Source organism: Protofrankia symbiont of Coriaria myrtifolia (assembly GCF_900634755.1).
Classification (GTDB): domain Bacteria; phylum Actinomycetota; class Actinomycetes; order Frankiales; family Frankiaceae; genus Protofrankia; species Protofrankia coriariae.
Window position 1 is genome coordinate 1 of the sequence record NZ_CAAAFS010000312.1, and the last position, 18,945, is coordinate 18,945.

An 18,945-nucleotide genomic window follows, 5' to 3' on the forward strand; every position below is an offset into this window, starting at 1 on the left:
GGCTGCCCGCGCCCGACCCGGCCGGGCCCGACCCGATGCTGCTGCCGCTGGTCAGCGGCCTGATCGCGCTGCGGCGCCGCTCCCCGACACTGTGCCGACGAACGTTCTTCCACGGCGGCTCCTCCACCGCCGGGACAGCCGCGGACATCACCTGGTTCCGCCCGGACGGCGCGGTCATGTCGGACGCGGACTGGAACTCCCCGAACGTCCGCACGGTCGTCGCCCACCTGTGCGGGACAGCCCTCGGCTGGCGCGCGCCGGACGGCAGCGCGGCCACCGGCGACAGCTTCCTGCTCGTCCTGCACCCGGACAGCGACCCGGTGACCGTCGTCCTGCCAGGCCAGCCGTGGGCGTCGGCCTACGCGCTGCTGCTCGACACCAGCGCGGACGACCTCGCCGGCTTCCCCGCCACGCTCGACACCCCGTCACGGCCCCTCGACGCCGGCGAACACCTACCCGTCGCCGGCCGCGCTGTCCTCCTCCTGCGTGCCACCGAATGAGCAGAACCAGTCACTCTCATTTGGCGGCCGAAACCCTGAAGGTATCCGGCCCGATGGTGATGACGACCTCGGCCATCCGGGCCAGGTGGTAAACGATCGCATCGATATGGGTACTGATGACGTCGACCGCGTCCGGTTCCGGACACCGCAGTCCAGATTTGCTGACCAAAGGTTCGCCTCTGTCACCATTGTGCGAACCTCCGGTCATGGCTGACGATGGCGGCGCCCTGGTTGTGGCCGTACACGGCGAGGGTTGTGGCCGTACACGGCGAGGTCTTCGTCATGGACCAGATGAAGACCCGCCTCGAAAGCGGTCCAACACTCAGAGAGCTATTGCCGACGGCGACGACCAGGATGATCGGCTCTTTGTCCTGAATGTCGTACATAATGCGGTGGTCACCGGTGCGTACCCGCCATTCGTCGGCGCCGCCGACCAACTGCCGGGCGAGCAGCGGGTGAGGACTGTCGGCGAGCAGGTCGATCACGGCCTGTACACGGCGCCGCGCGACGGGGTCGAGTGCGCCTAACCGCGGAACGCGGCTGGAGCAGTGGTGGCCGGGTATCTCATTCCAGGCCGAGATCGGCCTTCACCTCGTCCCAGGGAACGGGTGTCCGGCCGGTGAGCGTCATCTCCTCGTGGACTCGTTCGGCTTCGCGGATGTCGGTCATGTCCTCGGCCAGGGCGAGGATGCGGTCCAGATCGTCGGCGGCGACTACGGCGGCGACCCGCCGCCCACGGCGGGACAGATAGATCGGCTGGTGGTCGACACGGACCTGGTCGATGATCGAGGCCAGGCACTCCCGAGCCTCGGACACGCCCAGTTCGGACGACATGGTCATGGATCGAACGTACGGTAGGCCATCGTTCCGTACAAGCAAGGCGCCAGACGTACGGCTTGTGAACCCGATGAGATCGGCGGGGCTGGCATCCCGGCTGACGCGGTCGCGCGGTGCCATGCCGCGACGATGGTCGAAATCAGGCGAATGCGCCCGCCATCGGCCCGACACCAGGTCGCCCGACACCAACAAACATGATGATTGATCTTTAAATTAGCATGTTTGTTGGATTGTTGGCATGTTCCGCGGGGCGCTATGTGCACGTAGGGATGCTGGATGAACACATCTGGCGAAAGTGAGCGGGCCGGCATCGGCATGCCGGCCCGCTCACTGGCTCCGCTGGCTGGAGCCTGCGAAGCCGACGGAGATCGTTCAGTCCGGGTTCGCCACCAGGCCGAGTTCGGCCGGTGAGGCAAGCAGAGGATGCCGCGGCAGCACCCGGACGGTGTAGCCGAAGGATCCCGTCCGCCGCAGCGGGATGGTGCCCTCGAAGCGCAGGCCACCGCCCTCGCCGGCGCCGACATGGGCCAGCGGCAGGGTGGCCGGGCCCAGCAGCCGGTCGGACTCGTCGATGCGCCCGTAGGACGCCTGGACCTCCACGTCGGTCAGCTCCAGGCCGCCGAGCTCGACCGTGGCGCGGACCACCAGCGACTGGCCGACCTGCGGGGTGTCACCGAGACCGGCCGAGTCGACGTTGACCACCCGCACCCCGGGCCAGGCCGCCCGGACCCGCTCCTGCCACGCCGCCAGGTCGCGGGCCCCGTGCGCGCTGTCCACCGAGGCCACCCGGGCCGAGGCGGCGGCAGGGATGTAGTACCGCTCGACGTACTCGCGCACCATCCGGGTGGCGAGCACCTGCGGCCCGAGGGTCGACAGGGTGTGCTTGACCATCGACGTCCAGTGCCGTGGGGGCGCGCCCGCGCCGGCGACGTCGTAGAAGCGCGTGGTGACCGCGTTCTCCAGCAGGTCGTACAGGGCGGCCGACTCGATGGCGTCCCGGCGCTCGGGGTCCTCCACGCCGTCCGCGGTGGGGATCGCCCAGCCGTTGCGGCCGTCGAACATCTCGTCCCACCAGCCGTCCCGGATGGACAGGTTGAGACAGCCGTTGAGCGCGGCCTTCATCCCCGACGTGCCGCATGCCTCCAGCGGGCGCAGCGGGTTGTTCAGCCACACGTCCGACCCGGAGTAGAGGAAGCGTGCCATGCCGATGTCATAGTCCGGCAGGAACACGATGCGGTGGCGGACCTCCGGGCTGTCGGAGAACTGCACGATCTGCTGGACGAGTTGCTTGCCGCCGTCGTCGGCCGGGTGCGCCTTGCCGGCGATGACCATCTGGATCGGGCGCTGGGGGTGCAGCAGCAGCCGGGTCAGCCGCTCGGAGTCGTGCAGCATCAGGGTCAGCCGCTTGTAGGAGGGCACCCGGCGGGCGAACCCGATCGTGAGGACACCCGGGTCGAACACGCCGTCGACCCAGTCCAGTTCGCCGGGGGCGGCGCCGCGCTGCAGCCAGGACTCCCGCAGCCGGCGGCGGACCTCGGCCACCAGGCGTTCCCGCAGCTCACGGCGGGTTGCCCAGACCGCCTCGTCGGAGATCTGGGAGATCTTGGCGAAGCCCTCGCCCCCGTCGTCGAGGGGGGACGGGCCAAGCTCCCGGTCGGCCAGTTCGATCACGTTTCGGGACACCCAGGTGGCCGCGTGCACACCGTTGGTGACCGAACCGATCGCGACCTCCTCGGGGTCGAAGCCCGGCCACAGGCCGGCGAACATCTCCCGGCTGACGATCCCGTGCAGCCGGGAGACCCCGTTGGAGCGCTGGGCCAGCCGCAGGCCCATGTGCGCCATGTTGAACACGTTCGGGTCGGACTCGGCGCCGAGCTCGAGCACCCGCTCGACGGGCACGCCGGGCCAGACGTTGTCCGCGCCGAAGTGGCGGGCCACCAGGTCGCGGGGGAACCGGTCGATCCCGGCCGGTACCGGGGTGTGGGTGGTGAACAGCGTCCCGGCCCGAGTCGCCTCCAACGCCTCGTCGAAGCTCAGGCCGGTCGCGGTCAGCTCCCGGATGCGCTCCAGGCCGAGGAAGCCGGCATGGCCCTCGTTGGTGTGGAACACCTCCGGCTCCGGGGCGCCGGACACCGCCGAGTAGGCCCGCAGCGCCCGCACCCCGCCGATGCCCAGCAGCATCTCCTGGAGCAGGCGATGGTCGGTGCCGCCGCCGTAGAGCCGGTCGGTCACGCCCCGCTCGGCCGGCTGGTTGTCCTCGACGTCGGAGTCGAGCAGCAGCAGCGGCACCCGACCGACCTGCGCCTTCCAGATCTGGGCGTGCAGGGTGCGCCCGTCCGGCAGCCCGAGCGTGATCTTCACGGGGTCGCCGGCAGCGTCGGTGAGCTGGGTCAGCGGCAGGCCGTGCGGGTCGATGCCGGGATAGCGTTCCTGCTGCCAGCCGTCCCGGGACAGCGACTGGACGAAGTAGCCGGCCCGGTAGAGCAGGCCCACCCCCACGATCGGCACGCCCAGGTCGCTGGCGGTCTTAAGATGGTCGCCGGCGAGGATGCCGAGCCCGCCGGAGTACTGCGGCAGCACCTCGGTGATGCCGAACTCCGGCGAGAAGTAGGCGATCGCGCGCGGGCCGTCGGGCAGCGACTGGTACCAGCGCGGCGCGGTCAGGTACTCGTGCAGGTCGTCAGCGGCATCGTCAAGGCGGCGGACGAAGCGGCGGTCGGCTGCGAGGCTTTCGAGGCGCTCATGGTCGACCTCGCCGAGAAGGCGCACCGGGTCCCCCTTGCAGGTGCGCCACAGCTCGGGATCGACCGACTCGAAGAGATCCAGCGTCTCCGGGTGCCACGACCAGCGAAGGTTGAGGACGAGCTCCCCGAGCGGGTGAAGCTGCTCGGGGAGCTGCGCGCGGACGGTGAAGCGTCGAAGGGCTCTCACGAAATGGTCAGCCTAGACAGCACGAACGGACTTCTCCCACCGGGGGGCTTCCGGCCGGAAGCAGCGGATCCGGCCGGAGGCGGGATCGGCGATCGCCGGGCCGTCACTCGTCCGCGTCGGCCTGGGCAACCTTGCCTGCCAGGGCGGCCACCACGTCCGGATCCCGCAGCGTCGTGACGTCGCCGAGCTCGCGCCCCTCGGCGATGTCCCGCAGCAGCCTCCTCATGATCTTCCCGGACCGGGTCTTGGGCAGGTCGTCCGCCCAGATCACCCGCTTGGGGCGAGCGAGCTTGCCGATCCGGGTGGCGACGTGCTCGCGCAGTTCGGCGATGGTGGCGTCGTCCCCGGACTGGTTGCCGGTGAGCGTGACGAAGGCCACGATGGCCTGGCCGGTCTGCTCGTCGGACTGGGCGACGACCGCGGCCTCCGCCACCAGCTCGTGCGAGACGATCGCCGACTCGACCTCGGCGGTCGACAGCCGGTGCCCGGACACGTTGATCACGTCGTCGATCCGGCCGATGATCCAGAAGTAGCCGTCCGCGTCCAGCCGGGCGGCGTCGCCGACGACGTACACGTCCCGGCCGAAGCGGGAGAAGTACGTCTGCACGTACCGCTCGTCGTCCCGGTAGAGGGTGCGCAGCATGGACGGCCACGGCTTGGTGATCACCAGGACGCCGGTGCCCTCGGTCACCGGCTGGCCGTCCTCGGACAGCAGGGCGGGGAAGATCCCCGGCAGCGGCGTGGTGGCCGAACCCGGCTTGGTCGACGTCACACCGGGCAACGGGGAGATCAGGATGGCGCCGGTCTCGGTCTGCCACCAGGTGTCGACGATGGGGCAACGGCCGCCGCCGATCACCTTGTGGTACCACAGCCACGCCTTGGGGTTGATCGGCTCCCCCACCGTGCCGAGCAGCCGCAGCGAGGAGAGGTCGTGCCGGCCCGGGTACTGCGGGCCCCACTTGATGCAGGTCCGGATGGCGGTCGGAGCGGTATAGAAGATCGTGACCTTGCACTCTTCGATGATCTTCCACCAGATGTCCCGGTCGGGATAGTCCGGGGCACCCTCGAACATCACACTGGTCGCGCCGTTGGACAACGGCCCGTAGACGATGTAGGAGTGGCCGGTGATCCAGCCGACGTCCGCCGAGCACCAGTAGACGTCGGAGTCCGCGTCGAGGTCGAAGACCAGCCGGTGGGTGTAGGTCGCCCCGGTCAGGTACCCCCCGGTGGTGTGCAGGATGCCCTTGGGCTTGGCCGTGGAACCGGAGCTGTACAGGATGAACAGCGGATGCTCGGCATCCAGCGGCTCCGGCGGGGCCACCGGGTCGGCCCGCTCGAGCAGCTCGTGGTACCAGACGTCCCGGCCCTCGCGGATCGGCGCCGCGATCCCGGTGGAGCGGACCACCACGATGTGCTCCAGGGCCTTCAGATCGCCCAGCTCGGCGTCCACGGCCTCCTTGACAGGGGCGGTGCGGCCCTTGCGGCGGGCTCCGTCCACCGTGATCAGAACCTTGGCGTCGGAGACCTCCATCCGCTCACGCACGGCGGACGGGGCGAAGCCACCGAAGACGACGTTGTGCACCGCGCCGATGCGGGCGCAGGCCAGCATGGCCACCGCGACCTCGGGGATCATCGGGAGGAAGATCCCCACGACGTCGCCCTTGCCGACCCCTAGCTCCTTGAGCCCGTTGGCCAGCCGCTGGGTGTCGGCCAGCAGGTCGGAGTAGGTCACCCGGCGGCGTTCGCCCTCCTCACCGACCCAGTGGATGGCCACCTTGTCCCCGCGGCCGGCGGCCACGTGCCGGTCCAGGCAGTTCGCCGAGACGTTGAGCCGGCCGTCGGTGAACCAGCGGTAAAAGGGCGGGTTGCTGTCGTCCAGCACGGTTGTGAACGGCGTGTCCCAGTCCAGCAGGGTGCGGGCCTGCTCCGCCCAGAAAGCCGGCGGGTCGGCGGCGGCCGCGGCGGCATCGGCGGGCCGATACCAGCGGGAGACGAAGTCGGGCGGCGGGTCGAAACGCTCCACCGCCAGCAGTTGGTCGAGTTCGCGCTCCAAGCTGACATCGTCGGTACCGACGATGTCAGTACCGACAGCGTCCAGACCGGTACCGTCCGCCGTGCTGGTCACATGCCCTCCTGATGATCCGGGGACGGGGCCTCCGGCAGCGCGGAAAAGAACACGATCACGCTACCCATGGCCCTCCGGAAGCGATGTCGTCTCGTCCGCATTGGGTGTACCACGAAGTGCCGGCCGCATACAGCGGTCAGTACTCCGGCGCTTTCCGACGGTTGCGCCGCCCGCTACCCGGCGTGAACTGGCAGCCCGCCGGCCGGCAGCTCGTCCCTGCCGGCGCGCAGCAGGAAGAGGATCACGAGGAAAGCGGCGAAAAGTATTACCGCGCTCCACACGAACGCGGTCGTGTAACCGGAGATCAGAGCCTCGGCCTGGGTGTCCGGGCCGGGAACGTGGTCGGCGGCGTAACTCGACACGGCGGTGGCGAAAATCGTGTTGAGCAGCGCCGTGCCCAGCGACCCGCCCACCTGCTGGGTGGTGTTGATCAGAGCGCTGGCGACCCCGGCGTCGTGGGCGTCGACACCGGCGAGCGCGGTACTCGTCAGCGGGACGAACACCAGCCCCATCCCGAGGCTCATCAGTACCTCGGAGGGCAGGACATGACTGACGTAACCGGTGTCGAGCCCGATCCCCGTCAACAGGAGCATCCCACCCGTGGCCATCAGGCTCCCGGTCACCATCAGGATCTTCGGACCGGTCCGGGGCAGGAGCTGGCCCGTGATCCCGGCCGAGACGATGATGCCGACGCTGAAGGGCAGGAAGGCGAAGCCCGCGCGCAGCGCGCTGTACCCGAGGCTGGCCTGGAAGTAGTAGGTGAGGAACAGGAACATGGCGAACAGGCCGGCGCCGACGAGCAGGGACGACAGGTAGGAGGCACCACGGTTGCGCTCCAGGGGGACGCGCAGCGGGAGCAGCGGCGCGCCGCTACGGGTCTCGATGACGACGAACGCGACGAGCAGCGCCACAGCGGCGGCGAGCAGCCCGAGGGTGACGTTCGCGCTCCAGCCGTCCTCCGCCGCCCTGGTGAAGCCGTAGACCAGCAGGACGAGCCCGGCGGTGACGGTGAGTGCCCCCGGAATGTCGTAACGGGTGTTGCCCGACGCCCTGCTCTCCCGCACGACCAGCACGGCCGCCCCGGCGGCGAGCAGCGCGATCGGGACGTTGACCAGCAGGCACCAGCGCCAGGAGGTGAACTCGGTGAGCACACCGCCGACGATGAGCCCGATGGCGGCACCGCCGCCGGAGATCCCGCCGTAGACACCGAACGCGCGGGCCCGCTCCCGGCTGTCGGTGAAGGTCACCGCGAGCAGGGACAGCGATGCCGGCGCGAGAACCGCCGCAAATACTCCCTGTAACGCACGGGCGGCGAAGAGAAGCTCGGCGTTCGGCGCGGCCCCACCGAGCGCGGAGGCCGCGGCAAAGGCCAGCAGGCCGCCGACAAAGGCGCGCCTGCGCCCGGTGAAGTCGGCGATCCGGCCGCCGAGCAACAGCAGGCCACCGAAGGACAGGGTGTACGCGGTGATGATCCACTGTCGGTCGGCCGTGGAGATGTGCAGGTCGGCCTGGGCATGCGGTAGGGCAATGTTCACGATGGACGCGTCGAGCACGATCATCAGCTGCGCAATGGCGATGACGCTGAGCGCTAACCACCGCCGGGGATCAGGCTGCGGCGGCCCCACGTAGGTGGGCGGTGGGGCGTCTTCTTCGGTCGTCGTTGTCACAACTGCTCCTTGACCGGCCGGGCCGGAACCCGGGCAGGGCAGCCGCCCCGCCGGTGTTTTCTGACGATTTACCGACTGTTGCCGATGTCACGTTGAACGCCGCCCCGCCCTGAATGAAACCGGCGGCCGGACGATGTCTCCTTATGTCTCCTTCACGGTTTCGCGCATGGTTTCCCGCGCACCGTCCGCGGCCGACGCCGCCGCCGGGGCCCCGGTACGGTGAAAATATTTCGATCATGTTCCCGCCGTGGCGTCGGCGTTCCATGGAAGTCAGGGAACATCAGCGTTCCACTGTCATCAGCGGTAACAGGATGTCGTCAACCAGATGATGAATGAACACGTCGTCCAGGGCTTCTCCAGTGATCAGAAGCCGGAAGAAGACCGCCGCGGGAACCAGTTCGTTGAAAACGCAGGCGGCCGTCGGCGAGCACGGCTCACCCCGGTCGACGGCCCGTTGCACGATGAGGGCGGCCAGACCGCGCCCGTCCTCGATCATCTGGGCCCGCAGCGCCGACGCCAGGGCCACGGAGTCGCGCATGGCCAGCACGACGCCGGCCATCAGGGCGGCACCGCCGTCGGCCAGGCGCCTGACCTTCTGGCGAATGATATCGATCATGTCGCCGCGCAGGCTGCCGGTGTCCGCGATGATGATGTCGTCGACCGCCTGGCGACGGATCGCCTCGACGACGAGTTCGTCCTTACCCGCCCACCGCCGGTAGATCGTCGCCTTGCTCGCCCGGGCCCGGGCCGCGACGGCGACCATGCTCATGCGCTCGTAGCCGACCTCGGTGAGCAGCTCGAGCGCGGCGTGCAGGATCGCCTGCTCACGGGCGTCGTCGCGGGGACGCCCACGCACGGCACCGCCCAGGGGCGTCGAAACCATCATGGTCGTGACCCCCCTCCCACCGTCGGCCATGTTCCAAAACAGTACCGTACTGTACCTGAATTAGAACTAGCGTGACCGACGGTGACAGAGTGTTGCAGGCGCCGAAACGGCCCGCGCCTGACGGTCCGAGAAAATACGAAAAGTACGATTATGTGCGAAAATTGTGACCACGACATCTTCGGCCTGACGCGGCCGGCTCAGCGGTCGGGGCCGTGCCCCGTGGCGAGTTCAGCTTCGATGATCTCGAGCAGTTCCTGTCCACCGTGCAGGCCCGGGGCAGTGGTGACCCGTAGGTTCGGGTGCGTCCACCGGTGCTCGTCCAGTTCACCGTGGGCGGGACGGACGGCGAGATCCGCGCCTGCGAGCATGCCCGCGTCCAGCAGCGAGTCCCCCGCGGCGGCGAGCCTTGCCGGCCCGGCCCTGCGCATCACCTCGGCGAGGGCCGCCTCCTTGGTCAGCACGGCCGGTACCAGGTAGACCTTGCGGCCCTGGGCGGACAGGCCCCATCCGTCGGCCGCCAGGCTCGCCGCGAGGCCGGACAGGTCGGGGATACCGTCGCGTTCGTAGGCGACGAGGTAGACGAACAGGTCGTCGGCGACCCGGCTCACCCGGACCCAGCCGTCGGCGGCGAGCCGCTGCGCGATGGCCCGCACGTCGGCGAGCGGGCGGGCACCGGTGGCGATCTGCTCCCGGATCCGGGCCGCCCAGGCCTCGTCCGGACGGCCGTCGACCAGCAGGTGGCCGCCGTTGGTCGTGATCGCGTACCGGGGGCGGACACCGAGATCGACCCGTTCGTACTGGGCGCGGGTACGGGTGGTGACCGGAACGAGGGTCGCCGCCGCGTGCAGCTTGGCGATCAGCTCGGCGGCCCCGGTGGTACAGAACGCGGCGGGCTCGCCGTCGATGTGCTCCACCGTGACCAGTTCGGGTTCGACGGCACCGGGAGGGAGCCGGAAGGAACGCCTGCTGTAGATCAGCGTCTGGTCGAGATCACAGGCGACGACCCAGCGCGGGCCCGGCAGGGCCGCGGCCGGGGACAGCGCGGACGTCCTTGTGCTGATTGCCCAACTGTATGCCACGGGCGGGCCGAGATGCCGCGCAATCACACGTGTTGCCCGGATACGGAAGCCGCCCGAGCACGGAAGCCGCTCTGGTGCGGAAGCCGGACAGGGGACAGAGCGAAGTCTGTCCACAGCCCGTTCGGGCGGAGGACGGTTGTCCACAGGCCAGCGCGCGCTGTTTCATTCGGCCCGCACGGCTGCGAGCCTGACAGACATGGCCCCGGACCCCGGCCAGCATTCCTGGCAGCAGCAGTACTCCTGGCAACAGATCGCCGACAGCCAGTGCGGCGTCATCGCCGTCCGCGCTGTCGTCGCCGCCGGCACGAGCCGCTCGACGATCCACCGGCAGGTACGGACCGGACGCTGGCAGCGCCCCATGGCGGGTGTGCTCGTGACCCGCCCGCAACCGCTCACCCGTATGCAGCTGCTGTGGTGCGCGGTCGAATCCATCGGGCCGCACGCCGTTGTCGGCGGTGCCTCCGCGGCCGCCATGGGCGGCCTGCGCGGCTTCGACGACGAACACGTCACCATCGTCGTGCCGGCCGGGCGGTATCCCGCCCCGCGGCCGGGCGTCGTCATTCACCACAGTGCCCGGCTGGATTCCGACGCCGTGCACCCGCACCTGCGTCCGCCCCGGACCAGACTGGCCCGGTCCGTCGTGGACATGGCCGGCTGGGCACGGCGGCCGGAAGCCGTGTACGACATCATCGCGTCCGCCGTCCGGCAACGCCTGGTCACGGTCGGCGAACTGCGTGCCGCCACCGGGGCACGTGGGCCGATCCCCCGGAAAAACCTGATCCTTCAGGTGCTGGGCAGTCTGGAGGCAGCACAGGTGCTGAGCGGCTCGGGCGCGGCGTCAGCCGGCCCGGAGGCGGTGGACCAGCCCGCGCCCGTCACCACGAGCCGTGACGACACACCTCCCGGTGACGGCGCGCCCTGTCACGACGGCGTGCTGAACAGTGCGCGGTCGGGCGCGCCGTCGGGCGGTTTGATGATCCCGACACACGAGTACGGCAGATCGGCCCTTTCCTCGACGGGTACGCCCTTGGCCTCGCACAGGGACAGGACATGAGGCAGCTCCGCCAGCCGCTCGGGCGTGACGACGACCTTCCAGGGCACCCGGCGCAACAGCACCCTGGTGGTCTCACCGACCCCGGGCTTGACCAGGCCGATGTTGTCGATCCCGTACTCCTTCGCCAATGTCTCGACCGCCTGCCAGCCGGCCCAGGTCGGGGTGCGCTCCGCCGGCCGCGAGACGCCGTCCGCGACCGCGGCCGACGCGGCGGGAAACGCCTCGACAACGGTCTCCACGTAACGGCGGGAGTAGTCCCGGTCGGCGAGATGCCGGTAGTACTTCGCCCCGTGGAAGTCGGCCGGGCCGATCAGCGACCGGTTCAGCACCGTCCGGCTCACCAGGCCGCTGACCGTGGAGTTCAGGCAGCTGTGCGGGATCAGGAAGTCGTCCCGTGTCCCGTGCAGAGGTGTGCAGTGGCCGGGGTCGGAGATGACCGCCATGGACGCGTCCAGCCCGAGGCCGTCGGCGGCGGCCTCAAGCACCTTGAGGATGGCGCCCTTGCCCGTCCAGCCGTCGACGAACTGCAGGCTGCGCCGGTCGTGCCGGGCGAGGATCCAGCGCATCGCGTTCTCGTCGAGCCCCCGGTCCTTGATGATGGAGACCGAATAGTGCGGCAGGTCGAGGCCATGCCGCCAGCGGGCCCAGCGCCGCATGAGGATGCCGGCGGGCGTGCCGGCCCGCGCCAGCGACACGATGACCGGCCGCGCCCTGGCCGCGAGCACGAGTTCGGTGGCCACCCCGACCGCGGTGGCGACCCGCACCGCCGAGCGGGCAAGGGCGTCCTCGAACAGGGCAAGGTAGGCCTGCGACGGCTCGTACTCGACCGGCAGGTCCTCGGAGTAGTGGCGGCCCTTGGAGAAGTCCTCCTCACGGTCCTCGGTGGGGCGTTCCAGCGGGATGTCGCTGAGGTCCTTCAACAGAAAGGTGACATCCGCCGGGTCGTAGGAGCCCGAACCCACCGTTCCTGGGAGGACCGGCCGCACCGCGCTCCCGGGCGCACCTCCGGTGCTCGCGGCGCTCCCGGTCAACGCGCACCCCCGGTGCTGTCGGCCGACAGGGTCAGCGGCCGGCCGGCCGGCCCCCGCGCCGGGATCGTGACCACGGTGACCGGCGCGCACCGGCGCAGCGCCCCGACCATCCCCGACACGTCGGCTGCCCCCGCCGCGCTCACCCTGGCCGCCCCGGCGACGGCCCGCCCGTTCGCGGCCGAGTCGACCACCACGACGATGTCGTCGTACAGACCGGGCCGGACGTTGTACACCTGGCTGACCCGGCCCGGGTCGTCAGGCGCCGGAAAGGTCCGCGCGCAGCGGATCGCGTAGCCGTCGGCGTCGATGGGGTGGACCGGTGAACGGGTCGTCGAATGGTAGACGACCTCGCCAGGGATGATCTGGTCGAGCGCGTCACCGATACGTAGCGGCGTGTACATCAGCTCCTCGGTGCCGAGCACGAGAACGCGATCTGAGGGCCTGTTCAGCGCTGCGGCCACATCCTTGGCGACCAGCGGCGCCACCTCGGCAAGCAGCGCCCGGTCCGACCGCGACCAGCCATGGCGGGCGCCGTCGGGAAGCTCCTCCGGCCAGTCAGGTGTCACAAAACGCACCGGAGCGGGCGCTGTGGGCGACTGCGTCGGGCTGCTGCCGTACCGGGCCCGTATTCGCTCGGCGCGCGCGGTCACGTCGTCCGGGACGGTCACCTCCCCGGCCAGCAGCGACACCACCCGCACGGGCACGCCGAGACGGTCCGCGAGCTCGTCGAAGGCGCGGCGGGCCGGTGCCGGCCGGGCGTCGAAAAGGGTGGCCACCGTGTACGACGGCCGGGGCGCGAACGCGTGCAACGCGCGGATCGTGCCCAGGGCGGTCCGGCCGGTGGACAACTCGTCGTCGACGAGCACCAGCGGCCGGGGCGCCCGCACCAGCTCGGGATCGCCCGGCATCAGCCAGTGGAAGGTGGCGTGCGAGTGCGCCTCGTCGAAGTCCAGCAACGTGGTGGCACCGGGAACGGCCCGGCGTGTGGTGTGCAGGTAGTCGCAGTCGTCCAGCCCGTCGGCCACGGTGTGCCCGAGCGAGGTGGCGGTCTCGCAGTAACCGAGTACCAGCGGCGCCACCGTCACGCGGTCGCCGCCGGTCGCCCGCTGGTCGGCACGGACCTGCGCGGCCAGCAGGTGACCAGCCGAGACCGACCGCGCCGGCCGTACCGGCAGATGTTTGCCGAGCACCCGGCTGACCAGTAGATGGGCCCGCCTCGGATTGCGTCGCAGCGCAAGGCCCACCATCGCGTCCAGCCCCCCGCCGACCACGTCGGTCCGCAGGCGAACATCGAGCCCCAGCTCGTCCCACAGCCATCCCGCACCGTTCGACGGCACCGCGGCAGCATCCGCCAGACTCACATGACCTCCGTCCTCACCGGCATTCCCATCAGCATCCCGACCGGCATTCCCCGCAGGGTCTCCACCGGTTCCGGCCACTCGCCCGCCAGGTCCTCGTCCACGCCTGGCCGGTCACAGGGCGCTGGTCGCCGCCAGCACGTCGACGAACGTGTGCCCCTCGCGCAGGACGCCGAAGGCCCGGGCCCGCCGCAGCACCCCCTCAGCCCAGGCCCGGTGGGGCCGCAGCTCGTTCATCTTGTTCGCATAGTGGCTCGGACGCACGCCACCGGTGTCGTCCGCGAGAATCGCCATCGCGTCCGTGTACTCCTCGTGGGTGGCTACGTGCAGGGCGTGTACAGCGGGCACATGGCTGGGGTGGATCACCGTTTTGCCGAGCAGCCCGTTGGCCTTGTCGAGCACGACTTCGCGGATGAGCCGGTCGAGATCGGCGGAGACGAGCCGGGACCGCATCCGCGCGCCGTCCGCGCTGTCGTCGACGAGGTCCGCCTCCTCGAACGGCGTGACCCGCAGCGAGCTGACGAAGAGCCGTTCCGGCTGCGCGAAGTACTCCCAGACCGGCCCGCTCACCACGTGCTCCCCACCGCGGCCGCACACGTTGACGATGTCGGCAATACAGTCGCGCACCACCGCGATGTCGTAGATGGTCAGATCGCGGTCCCGGCGCAGCCCGAACAGGCCGCAGAGATCGGTCGCGCCGATACGCACGGCAAGAACGATGTCCTCGTGCTTGTCGACGAGGTCGCGCACGCCCAGCAGCGTCCGCTCCCGGGTCTCGCGAAAGATGATCTGAGGACTTTCCAGCACGGGCATCGCCCACAGCGGCCGGCCGAGCCGGTCGGAGGCCTGCGTGACCGCGGCCAGCGCCGCCACGCCGCCCTCGGGATCGAACTTGGGCAGCACGAAACCGCCGAGCATCTCCGACGCGTCGACGTCGAGCCGCGCGATGATGCGCGATATCTGATCGGTGTCACGCACGCGGACGAACAGCAACGGCGGCCCGCCCGCGCTGGCCGGCGGATTCTCACTCAGGTCATGCAGCGTAGCAATGATGTTCGCCTCGGCCGCGGGGACCTCGTGGTCGGCGATGGCGTCCTCCAGGCAGAGCACCATCGACGTCACCCCGGCGGACATCTGGCGGCGGACGTCCGCGGCCAGTGTCGGGCGGGTGCCCGGAGCGTAAAGGGTCGCCCCGAGCGCCGTTGCCACCAACAGGCGGTCCGCGGCCGGCAGGATCTCCTCGGGCAGGCGGTGAAACAGCGCATCCGCCCGGTCCGCGGCCAGGAAACCGAAGTGACGCACCGGTCGAACCCCCTGTCGTCGGACCGTTCACTGATCGGGGCGGCCGCACGTCGTCATTTGTGGGCGCCAGACTGGCCAGAACCTACAGCCACAGCCACTGGTTCCGAAATTCCGCACACTGTTGTCATCAACCGGACAACCTGTTTTCACACAACCGCGACCGTGGCGAACGAGATCGCCACCGGCTGGTGGCCGGGCCGCCGGCTGCCCGCGGCAGGACATCAGGGCAGGTCGACCAGCCCGATGGATCAATGGGGCGGATCAAACAGTCATCCGCGCCCAGCTACTGCTCACGCCGAGCGCCCGCATACACCACGCCGCCGGCCGGTGACCGTGAGCACGATATACCGTGCCGGACGCACGTTATCCGATTACCCGCCGCGTAATCTATTCGCTGCTGATCCATTCGCTATTGCGCGTTATGCACAACGCGCAATAGCGAGATGTGTACACGTGACAGGCCGGCAGGCGGGTTCAGCGAAGCACCAGGGCGTCGTCCGGAGGATGCCGTAGCACGACCTGCGCGGCTTCCGGGCCCGGAAGCAGCCGGACACCCCACGGCAGCCGCGCGCCGTCCAGCGGGACCTCCACGGTGTGCTCACCGTGTGCGTGTGCCGCCTCGCGAGCGGGTACCCGGGCGAGCACCTGCCCGTCTTCCCTGGTCTGCGGCGGGGTCGTTCCGGACCGGACAACCAGCAGCAGCTCGGGCAGAAGCCCGTCCGCGCGCACCTGTACACGCAGCGTACGACGACGCCAGCCCACCCGGGCCACCATATAACTGACCGTCGCCGCATCCTCCCGTATCTGTTGCTGTTGCGGCTGGTGCTCCTGTTGCGGCTGGTGCTCCTGTTGCGGCTGGTGCTCCTGTTGCGGCTGGTGCTCCTGTTGCGGCTGGTGCTCCTGTTGCGGCTGGTGCTCCTGTTGCGGCTGGTGTGGCTGCTGCTCCTGGTAGGGCTGCTCCTGGTAGGGCTGCTCCTGGTAGGGCTGCTCCTGCTGTGACTGTTGGTCCGGCTGGACCAGCGAACTGGCTCCGGTCGGCGGGTCCGCGGAAGCCTCCGCGCTCCCGACAGCCTGCCGGTCCTCGGCAGCCCGCTGGTCTCCGGCAGCCGCTGGATCCGCGGAATCCGCGGATGTCGAGGGGTGTGCGGCCCGCCAGCCCTCCTGGCCACCGGCTGCCGGGGCCTGGACGTCCACGCGAAGCGGCGGATCCGGGCGGGCATCCTGTTCCGCCCGGACCGCCGGCCGGGCCAGGATGCCCGTTCCCGGCGGTACCGCGGTCAGCGTCCCGCCGATATGCACCAGCGGATAGCAGGCGATGAAATACGCCGAGCCGTCCGACGGTGCGGCCAGGTGCCAGCCGCCTTTTATCTCCAGGCTCGTGTTGGTGACCTTCGCCTGGTCCGCCTCGGGATCGTCGGGCCCGGTCGGCAACTGGTCCCGGCGCCACAGGACCCGGGCCTCGGTGATCCCCAGCGGCATCCGGAAGGACAGCACGATCTCCTCGCCGCGGTCGTCGGCACGCAGCTCCGTGATCTCCCCGACGACCAGGTGCCGTACCGCCCTGCCGACCACGGCCCGGCCGGCCAGTACGGTCACCGGGACGTACTCCAGCTCGCCGGCCGCCGACAGATCGACCAGGTGGCCGCTGTCACTGGACCCGACCAGCCGGACCGGATCGGCGATCCGCGCCAGGTCCACCTCGGTGTCCTCGACCGCGAGCGGATGCCCTGGCGGCAGACCCGGCGGCGAGCTCGACAGACCCGACTGCGAGCTCGGCTGCGGGTCGTTCGGGGGCACCGCGTAGATCCGCACCTCGCTGCCCGCCGGCGCGTTCCAGCGCAGCATGGTGCGACCCGCGGCGGTGGTGACCTGCAGATCACGGATCGCCGGTGGACGCGGTATCACCGTCGCCATGGTCGACGCCCCGCCCGTACGCGCGGGAACAGCGTCCGCGTCATGGAACTCGACGTAGACCTGGTAACGGTATGTGACACCTGCCTGGACGGCGGAGTCGACGTACTGACCGGCGTTCGCCCTGGTCCGCCGCGTCGGAAGCCGCACCGGCGACGATTCGTCCACGGTCCGCTCGATCGTGACCGCGTCCACCGGACCGTCCAGGCGCCAGGACAGCTTCACCGCGTCACCGATCTGCTCCGCGCGCAGCTCAGTGACGTCCCGCATGACCACGAGCCCGGGTGTGCGTACCGGTACCGACCGTCGGCTGCCGGCGATCGCGGTCACCTCGTAGCGGACCATCACTCCCACCGGCACCCCGGCGTCGACGAGATCCGTGGACCCGGTGGTGCCCAGGCTGTGTTCCGGCGCGACCACCCGCTCCGGGTCGCTCGCGTCCCCGAACAGGCGGACCACCCGGTAGGACACCGGGGCGGCGCTGGACAGGGAGGCGCGCCACCGCAGGACCACCCCGCCGTCCTGCTCGGTCGCGGTCAGGTCCCGGGGTGGCTCGAGGGGCAGCGCGGCCAGCGCCGCCAGCGCCTCGCGGCTGTCGGCCGCCGTGGCGAGCACCGCGGCCAGGGCGTTCTCCTGGTCGGGGGCGGGCAGCTCCCGGGCCGCGGCGACCCGGCGGTGGATGACGTCCTGATGGGCGACGAGTTCGGCGAGCACCTCCTCGGGGGTGCGCCCGTCCGGGCCGGGCACGTCGCGGGCGTGGGAGACCAGCCACCGTGCCCCGTCGGTGGCGGCATCCGCGCGCCGGGCCTCACGGTTGTCCACCAGCGCCCGCCAGCCGGCGTCGGCGGCGGCCAGCGCCGCCTGCACCCGCGCGCCGAGTTCTTCGGCCTCCCGCGCGGCGGCACCGTCGAGCAGCGCCAGCACCGGGCGGGCGGCGGCCAGCAGCTCGCCGGCATAGCGAACCCGGCCGGCGTCCAGCGCCCGACGGATGGCGAACACCGCCTCGGCGGCCTCCCGCGCCTGGCGCATGCTCCGCCCGCAGGAGCGGCAGGCCACCGCGGCGGCCTCGGTCTCCCGCCCGCACGAGGGGCACGCGGTGTACAGCTCGGTGTCGCAGTAACGGCAGATCCGCGAGCCGTCCACCGGCTCTGGACGGCAACACTGCGCACACACCACGTAGTCGAGGAAGACCCCGGTCGTCACGGCCGCGCCCAACTCCCGGGCGACGCCGAGCAGCAGGGTCTTGGCCTGTGCCGTGGACAGGCCCGACCCACTCGACAGGATCTCCCGTACCAGCCCCTCGAACGCGGCCGGTCCCAGTTCGCCGTCGAGAACGATGTGCTCCTCGACCCGTCCCCGGATCTCCTCCCGGGCGTCCGCGACCAGGCCGGCGGTATAGGCGGCCGGATCCCCGTTCAGCAGCCTGGTGCGCACCTGCGCGAGCAGATCCGCGATCACCGTCTTCTCACGGTCGTGCGGACGCCGCTGGTTGCGTTCCAGCGCGATCTCGTAGGCCGCCCGGATCCGTTCCGGCGGCGAGTCGGCCGGAACGCCCAGGAAGGCCCACAGGGAGGCGGTGGCGGCCCGGTTGCCGACCCGTAGCTGTCGCAGTTCGACCAGGCGGTCCCGGATCTGGCGGCGTACCCCCGCGGCGAGGGGCTCGATCCCGTCCCCCCAGCCGTCCTCGATCACCTGCTCACCGGCGAGGACCGCGTCGAACTGCTCGGCGGTCACCCCGTCGGCCGCCGCCAGCCGGCGCAGCCCGGCCACCCGGGAACGCGGCACCCCGCCGAAACGCTCACGCACGGTCGCGAGGTTGCGGGCCACCTTCGCCAGCCGTTCGGCCTGCCCGGCCTGGCGGGCCGCCAGCACCCGGGCCCGGAGCTGGTCACGGGTGGCGGCGTCCAGCAGCGGCGCCTCCCACTCCGCCCGCCGCCGCACCAGCGTCGCGGCGAGCGACGCGTACCGGGTCGCGTTCCGCTGCCGCTGCAGGAAGGCCATGACGGCGGCCAACTGCTCGCGTACCTGCGCGTCGGTGTGGACGACATCCGGGTCGAGGGCCGCGACGAAAAAAGGATCGTCGAGATCCAACGAGGACCGGCGGTGCAGCTCCGCCAGCACGCGCTGGCGATAACCACTGCCGTCGAACGCCGCGCTCACCGTCCCACCTTCGTCCCGTCCCTGCCGCGGGGCAGGTGAAACCCGTGCCTGTACAGCCCGTGCCCATCCTGGAGACAGCCTGGAACGTTCACCATATGTACTGG

General features: G+C 70.6%; 11 protein-coding genes and 1 pseudogene. 1 reads left to right on the forward strand and 11 read right to left on the reverse strand.

All coding sequences use genetic code 11. The features are described from left to right. Positions 1-500: pseudogene (locus CM1CMNOD_RS17660) on the forward strand (glycogen debranching protein GlgX); the annotation flags it as partial. A 182-nt stretch (positions 501-682) separates the two neighbouring features. On the opposite strand, the gene CM1CMNOD_RS17665 reads toward CM1CMNOD_RS17660, so the two are convergent. The 11 genes from CM1CMNOD_RS17665 to CM1CMNOD_RS17715 all read right to left on the reverse strand — a co-directional run bounded on the left by CM1CMNOD_RS17665 (position 683) and on the right by CM1CMNOD_RS17715 (position 18,841). Continuing rightward, positions 683-985 (reverse strand): type II toxin-antitoxin system RelE/ParE family toxin, encoded by a 303-nt coding sequence (locus CM1CMNOD_RS17665; protein ID WP_202797641.1) that lies wholly within the window; start codon positions 983-985, stop codon positions 683-685. Between the two features lie 79 nt (positions 986-1,064). Continuing rightward, complete coding sequence (locus CM1CMNOD_RS17670) at positions 1,065-1,340, reverse strand: type II toxin-antitoxin system Phd/YefM family antitoxin (RefSeq protein ID WP_013874954.1); 276 nt, start codon at positions 1,338-1,340, stop codon at positions 1,065-1,067. 369 nt (positions 1,341-1,709) lie between these two features. Next, positions 1,710-4,268 (reverse strand): alpha-glucan family phosphorylase, encoded by a 2,559-nt coding sequence (gene glgP / locus CM1CMNOD_RS17675; RefSeq protein WP_013874955.1) that lies wholly within the window; start codon positions 4,266-4,268, stop codon positions 1,710-1,712. Positions 4,269-4,371: 103 nt separating this feature from the next. Then, entirely contained in the window at positions 4,372-6,366 is a 1,995-nt protein-coding gene (acs, locus tag CM1CMNOD_RS17680; RefSeq protein WP_050803825.1) for an acetate--CoA ligase, read from the reverse strand. Between the two features lie 200 nt (positions 6,367-6,566). Continuing rightward, entirely contained in the window at positions 6,567-8,060 is a 1,494-nt protein-coding gene (locus CM1CMNOD_RS17685) for an MFS transporter (protein ID WP_013874957.1), read from the reverse strand. A gap of 280 nt (positions 8,061-8,340) precedes the next feature. After that, on the reverse strand, positions 8,341-8,946 hold the full coding sequence (locus tag CM1CMNOD_RS17690; RefSeq protein ID WP_013874958.1) for a TetR/AcrR family transcriptional regulator: 606 nt from the start codon (positions 8,944-8,946) through the stop codon (positions 8,341-8,343). 197 nt (positions 8,947-9,143) lie between these two features. Continuing rightward, positions 9,144-10,025: a hypothetical protein gene (locus CM1CMNOD_RS17695; protein ID WP_013874959.1), complete on the reverse strand. Its 882-nt coding sequence runs from the start codon at positions 10,023-10,025 to the stop codon at positions 9,144-9,146. A 921-nt stretch (positions 10,026-10,946) separates the two neighbouring features. Then, entirely contained in the window at positions 10,947-12,065 is a 1,119-nt protein-coding gene (locus CM1CMNOD_RS17700) for a cysteine protease StiP family protein (protein ID WP_013874961.1), read from the reverse strand. Between the two features lie 41 nt (positions 12,066-12,106). Next, entirely contained in the window at positions 12,107-13,471 is a 1,365-nt protein-coding gene (locus CM1CMNOD_RS17705) for a phosphoribosyltransferase family protein (protein WP_013874962.1), read from the reverse strand. Between the two features lie 111 nt (positions 13,472-13,582). Next, positions 13,583-14,770, reverse strand: coding sequence for an HpcH/HpaI aldolase/citrate lyase family protein (locus CM1CMNOD_RS17710; protein WP_013874963.1), 1,188 nt, complete (start codon positions 14,768-14,770; stop codon positions 13,583-13,585). A gap of 474 nt (positions 14,771-15,244) precedes the next feature. Then, positions 15,245-18,841 carry a zinc ribbon domain-containing protein gene (locus CM1CMNOD_RS17715; protein WP_013874964.1) on the reverse strand — a complete coding sequence of 1,199 codons (3,597 nt, stop codon included), beginning with the start codon at positions 18,839-18,841 and terminating at the stop codon, positions 15,245-15,247. Positions 18,842-18,945: the final 104 nt, after the last annotated feature.

What these genes read in the sequence shown, in the direction of transcription:
- CM1CMNOD_RS17690 (WP_013874958.1), bottom strand. Translation starts at nt 8,946, where the DNA reads ATGATGGTTTCGACGCCCCTGGGCGGTGCCGTGCGTGGGCGTCCCCGC.
- CM1CMNOD_RS17670 (WP_013874954.1), bottom strand. Translation starts at nt 1,340, where the DNA reads ATGACCATGTCGTCCGAACTGGGCGTGTCCGAGGCTCGGGAGTGCCTG.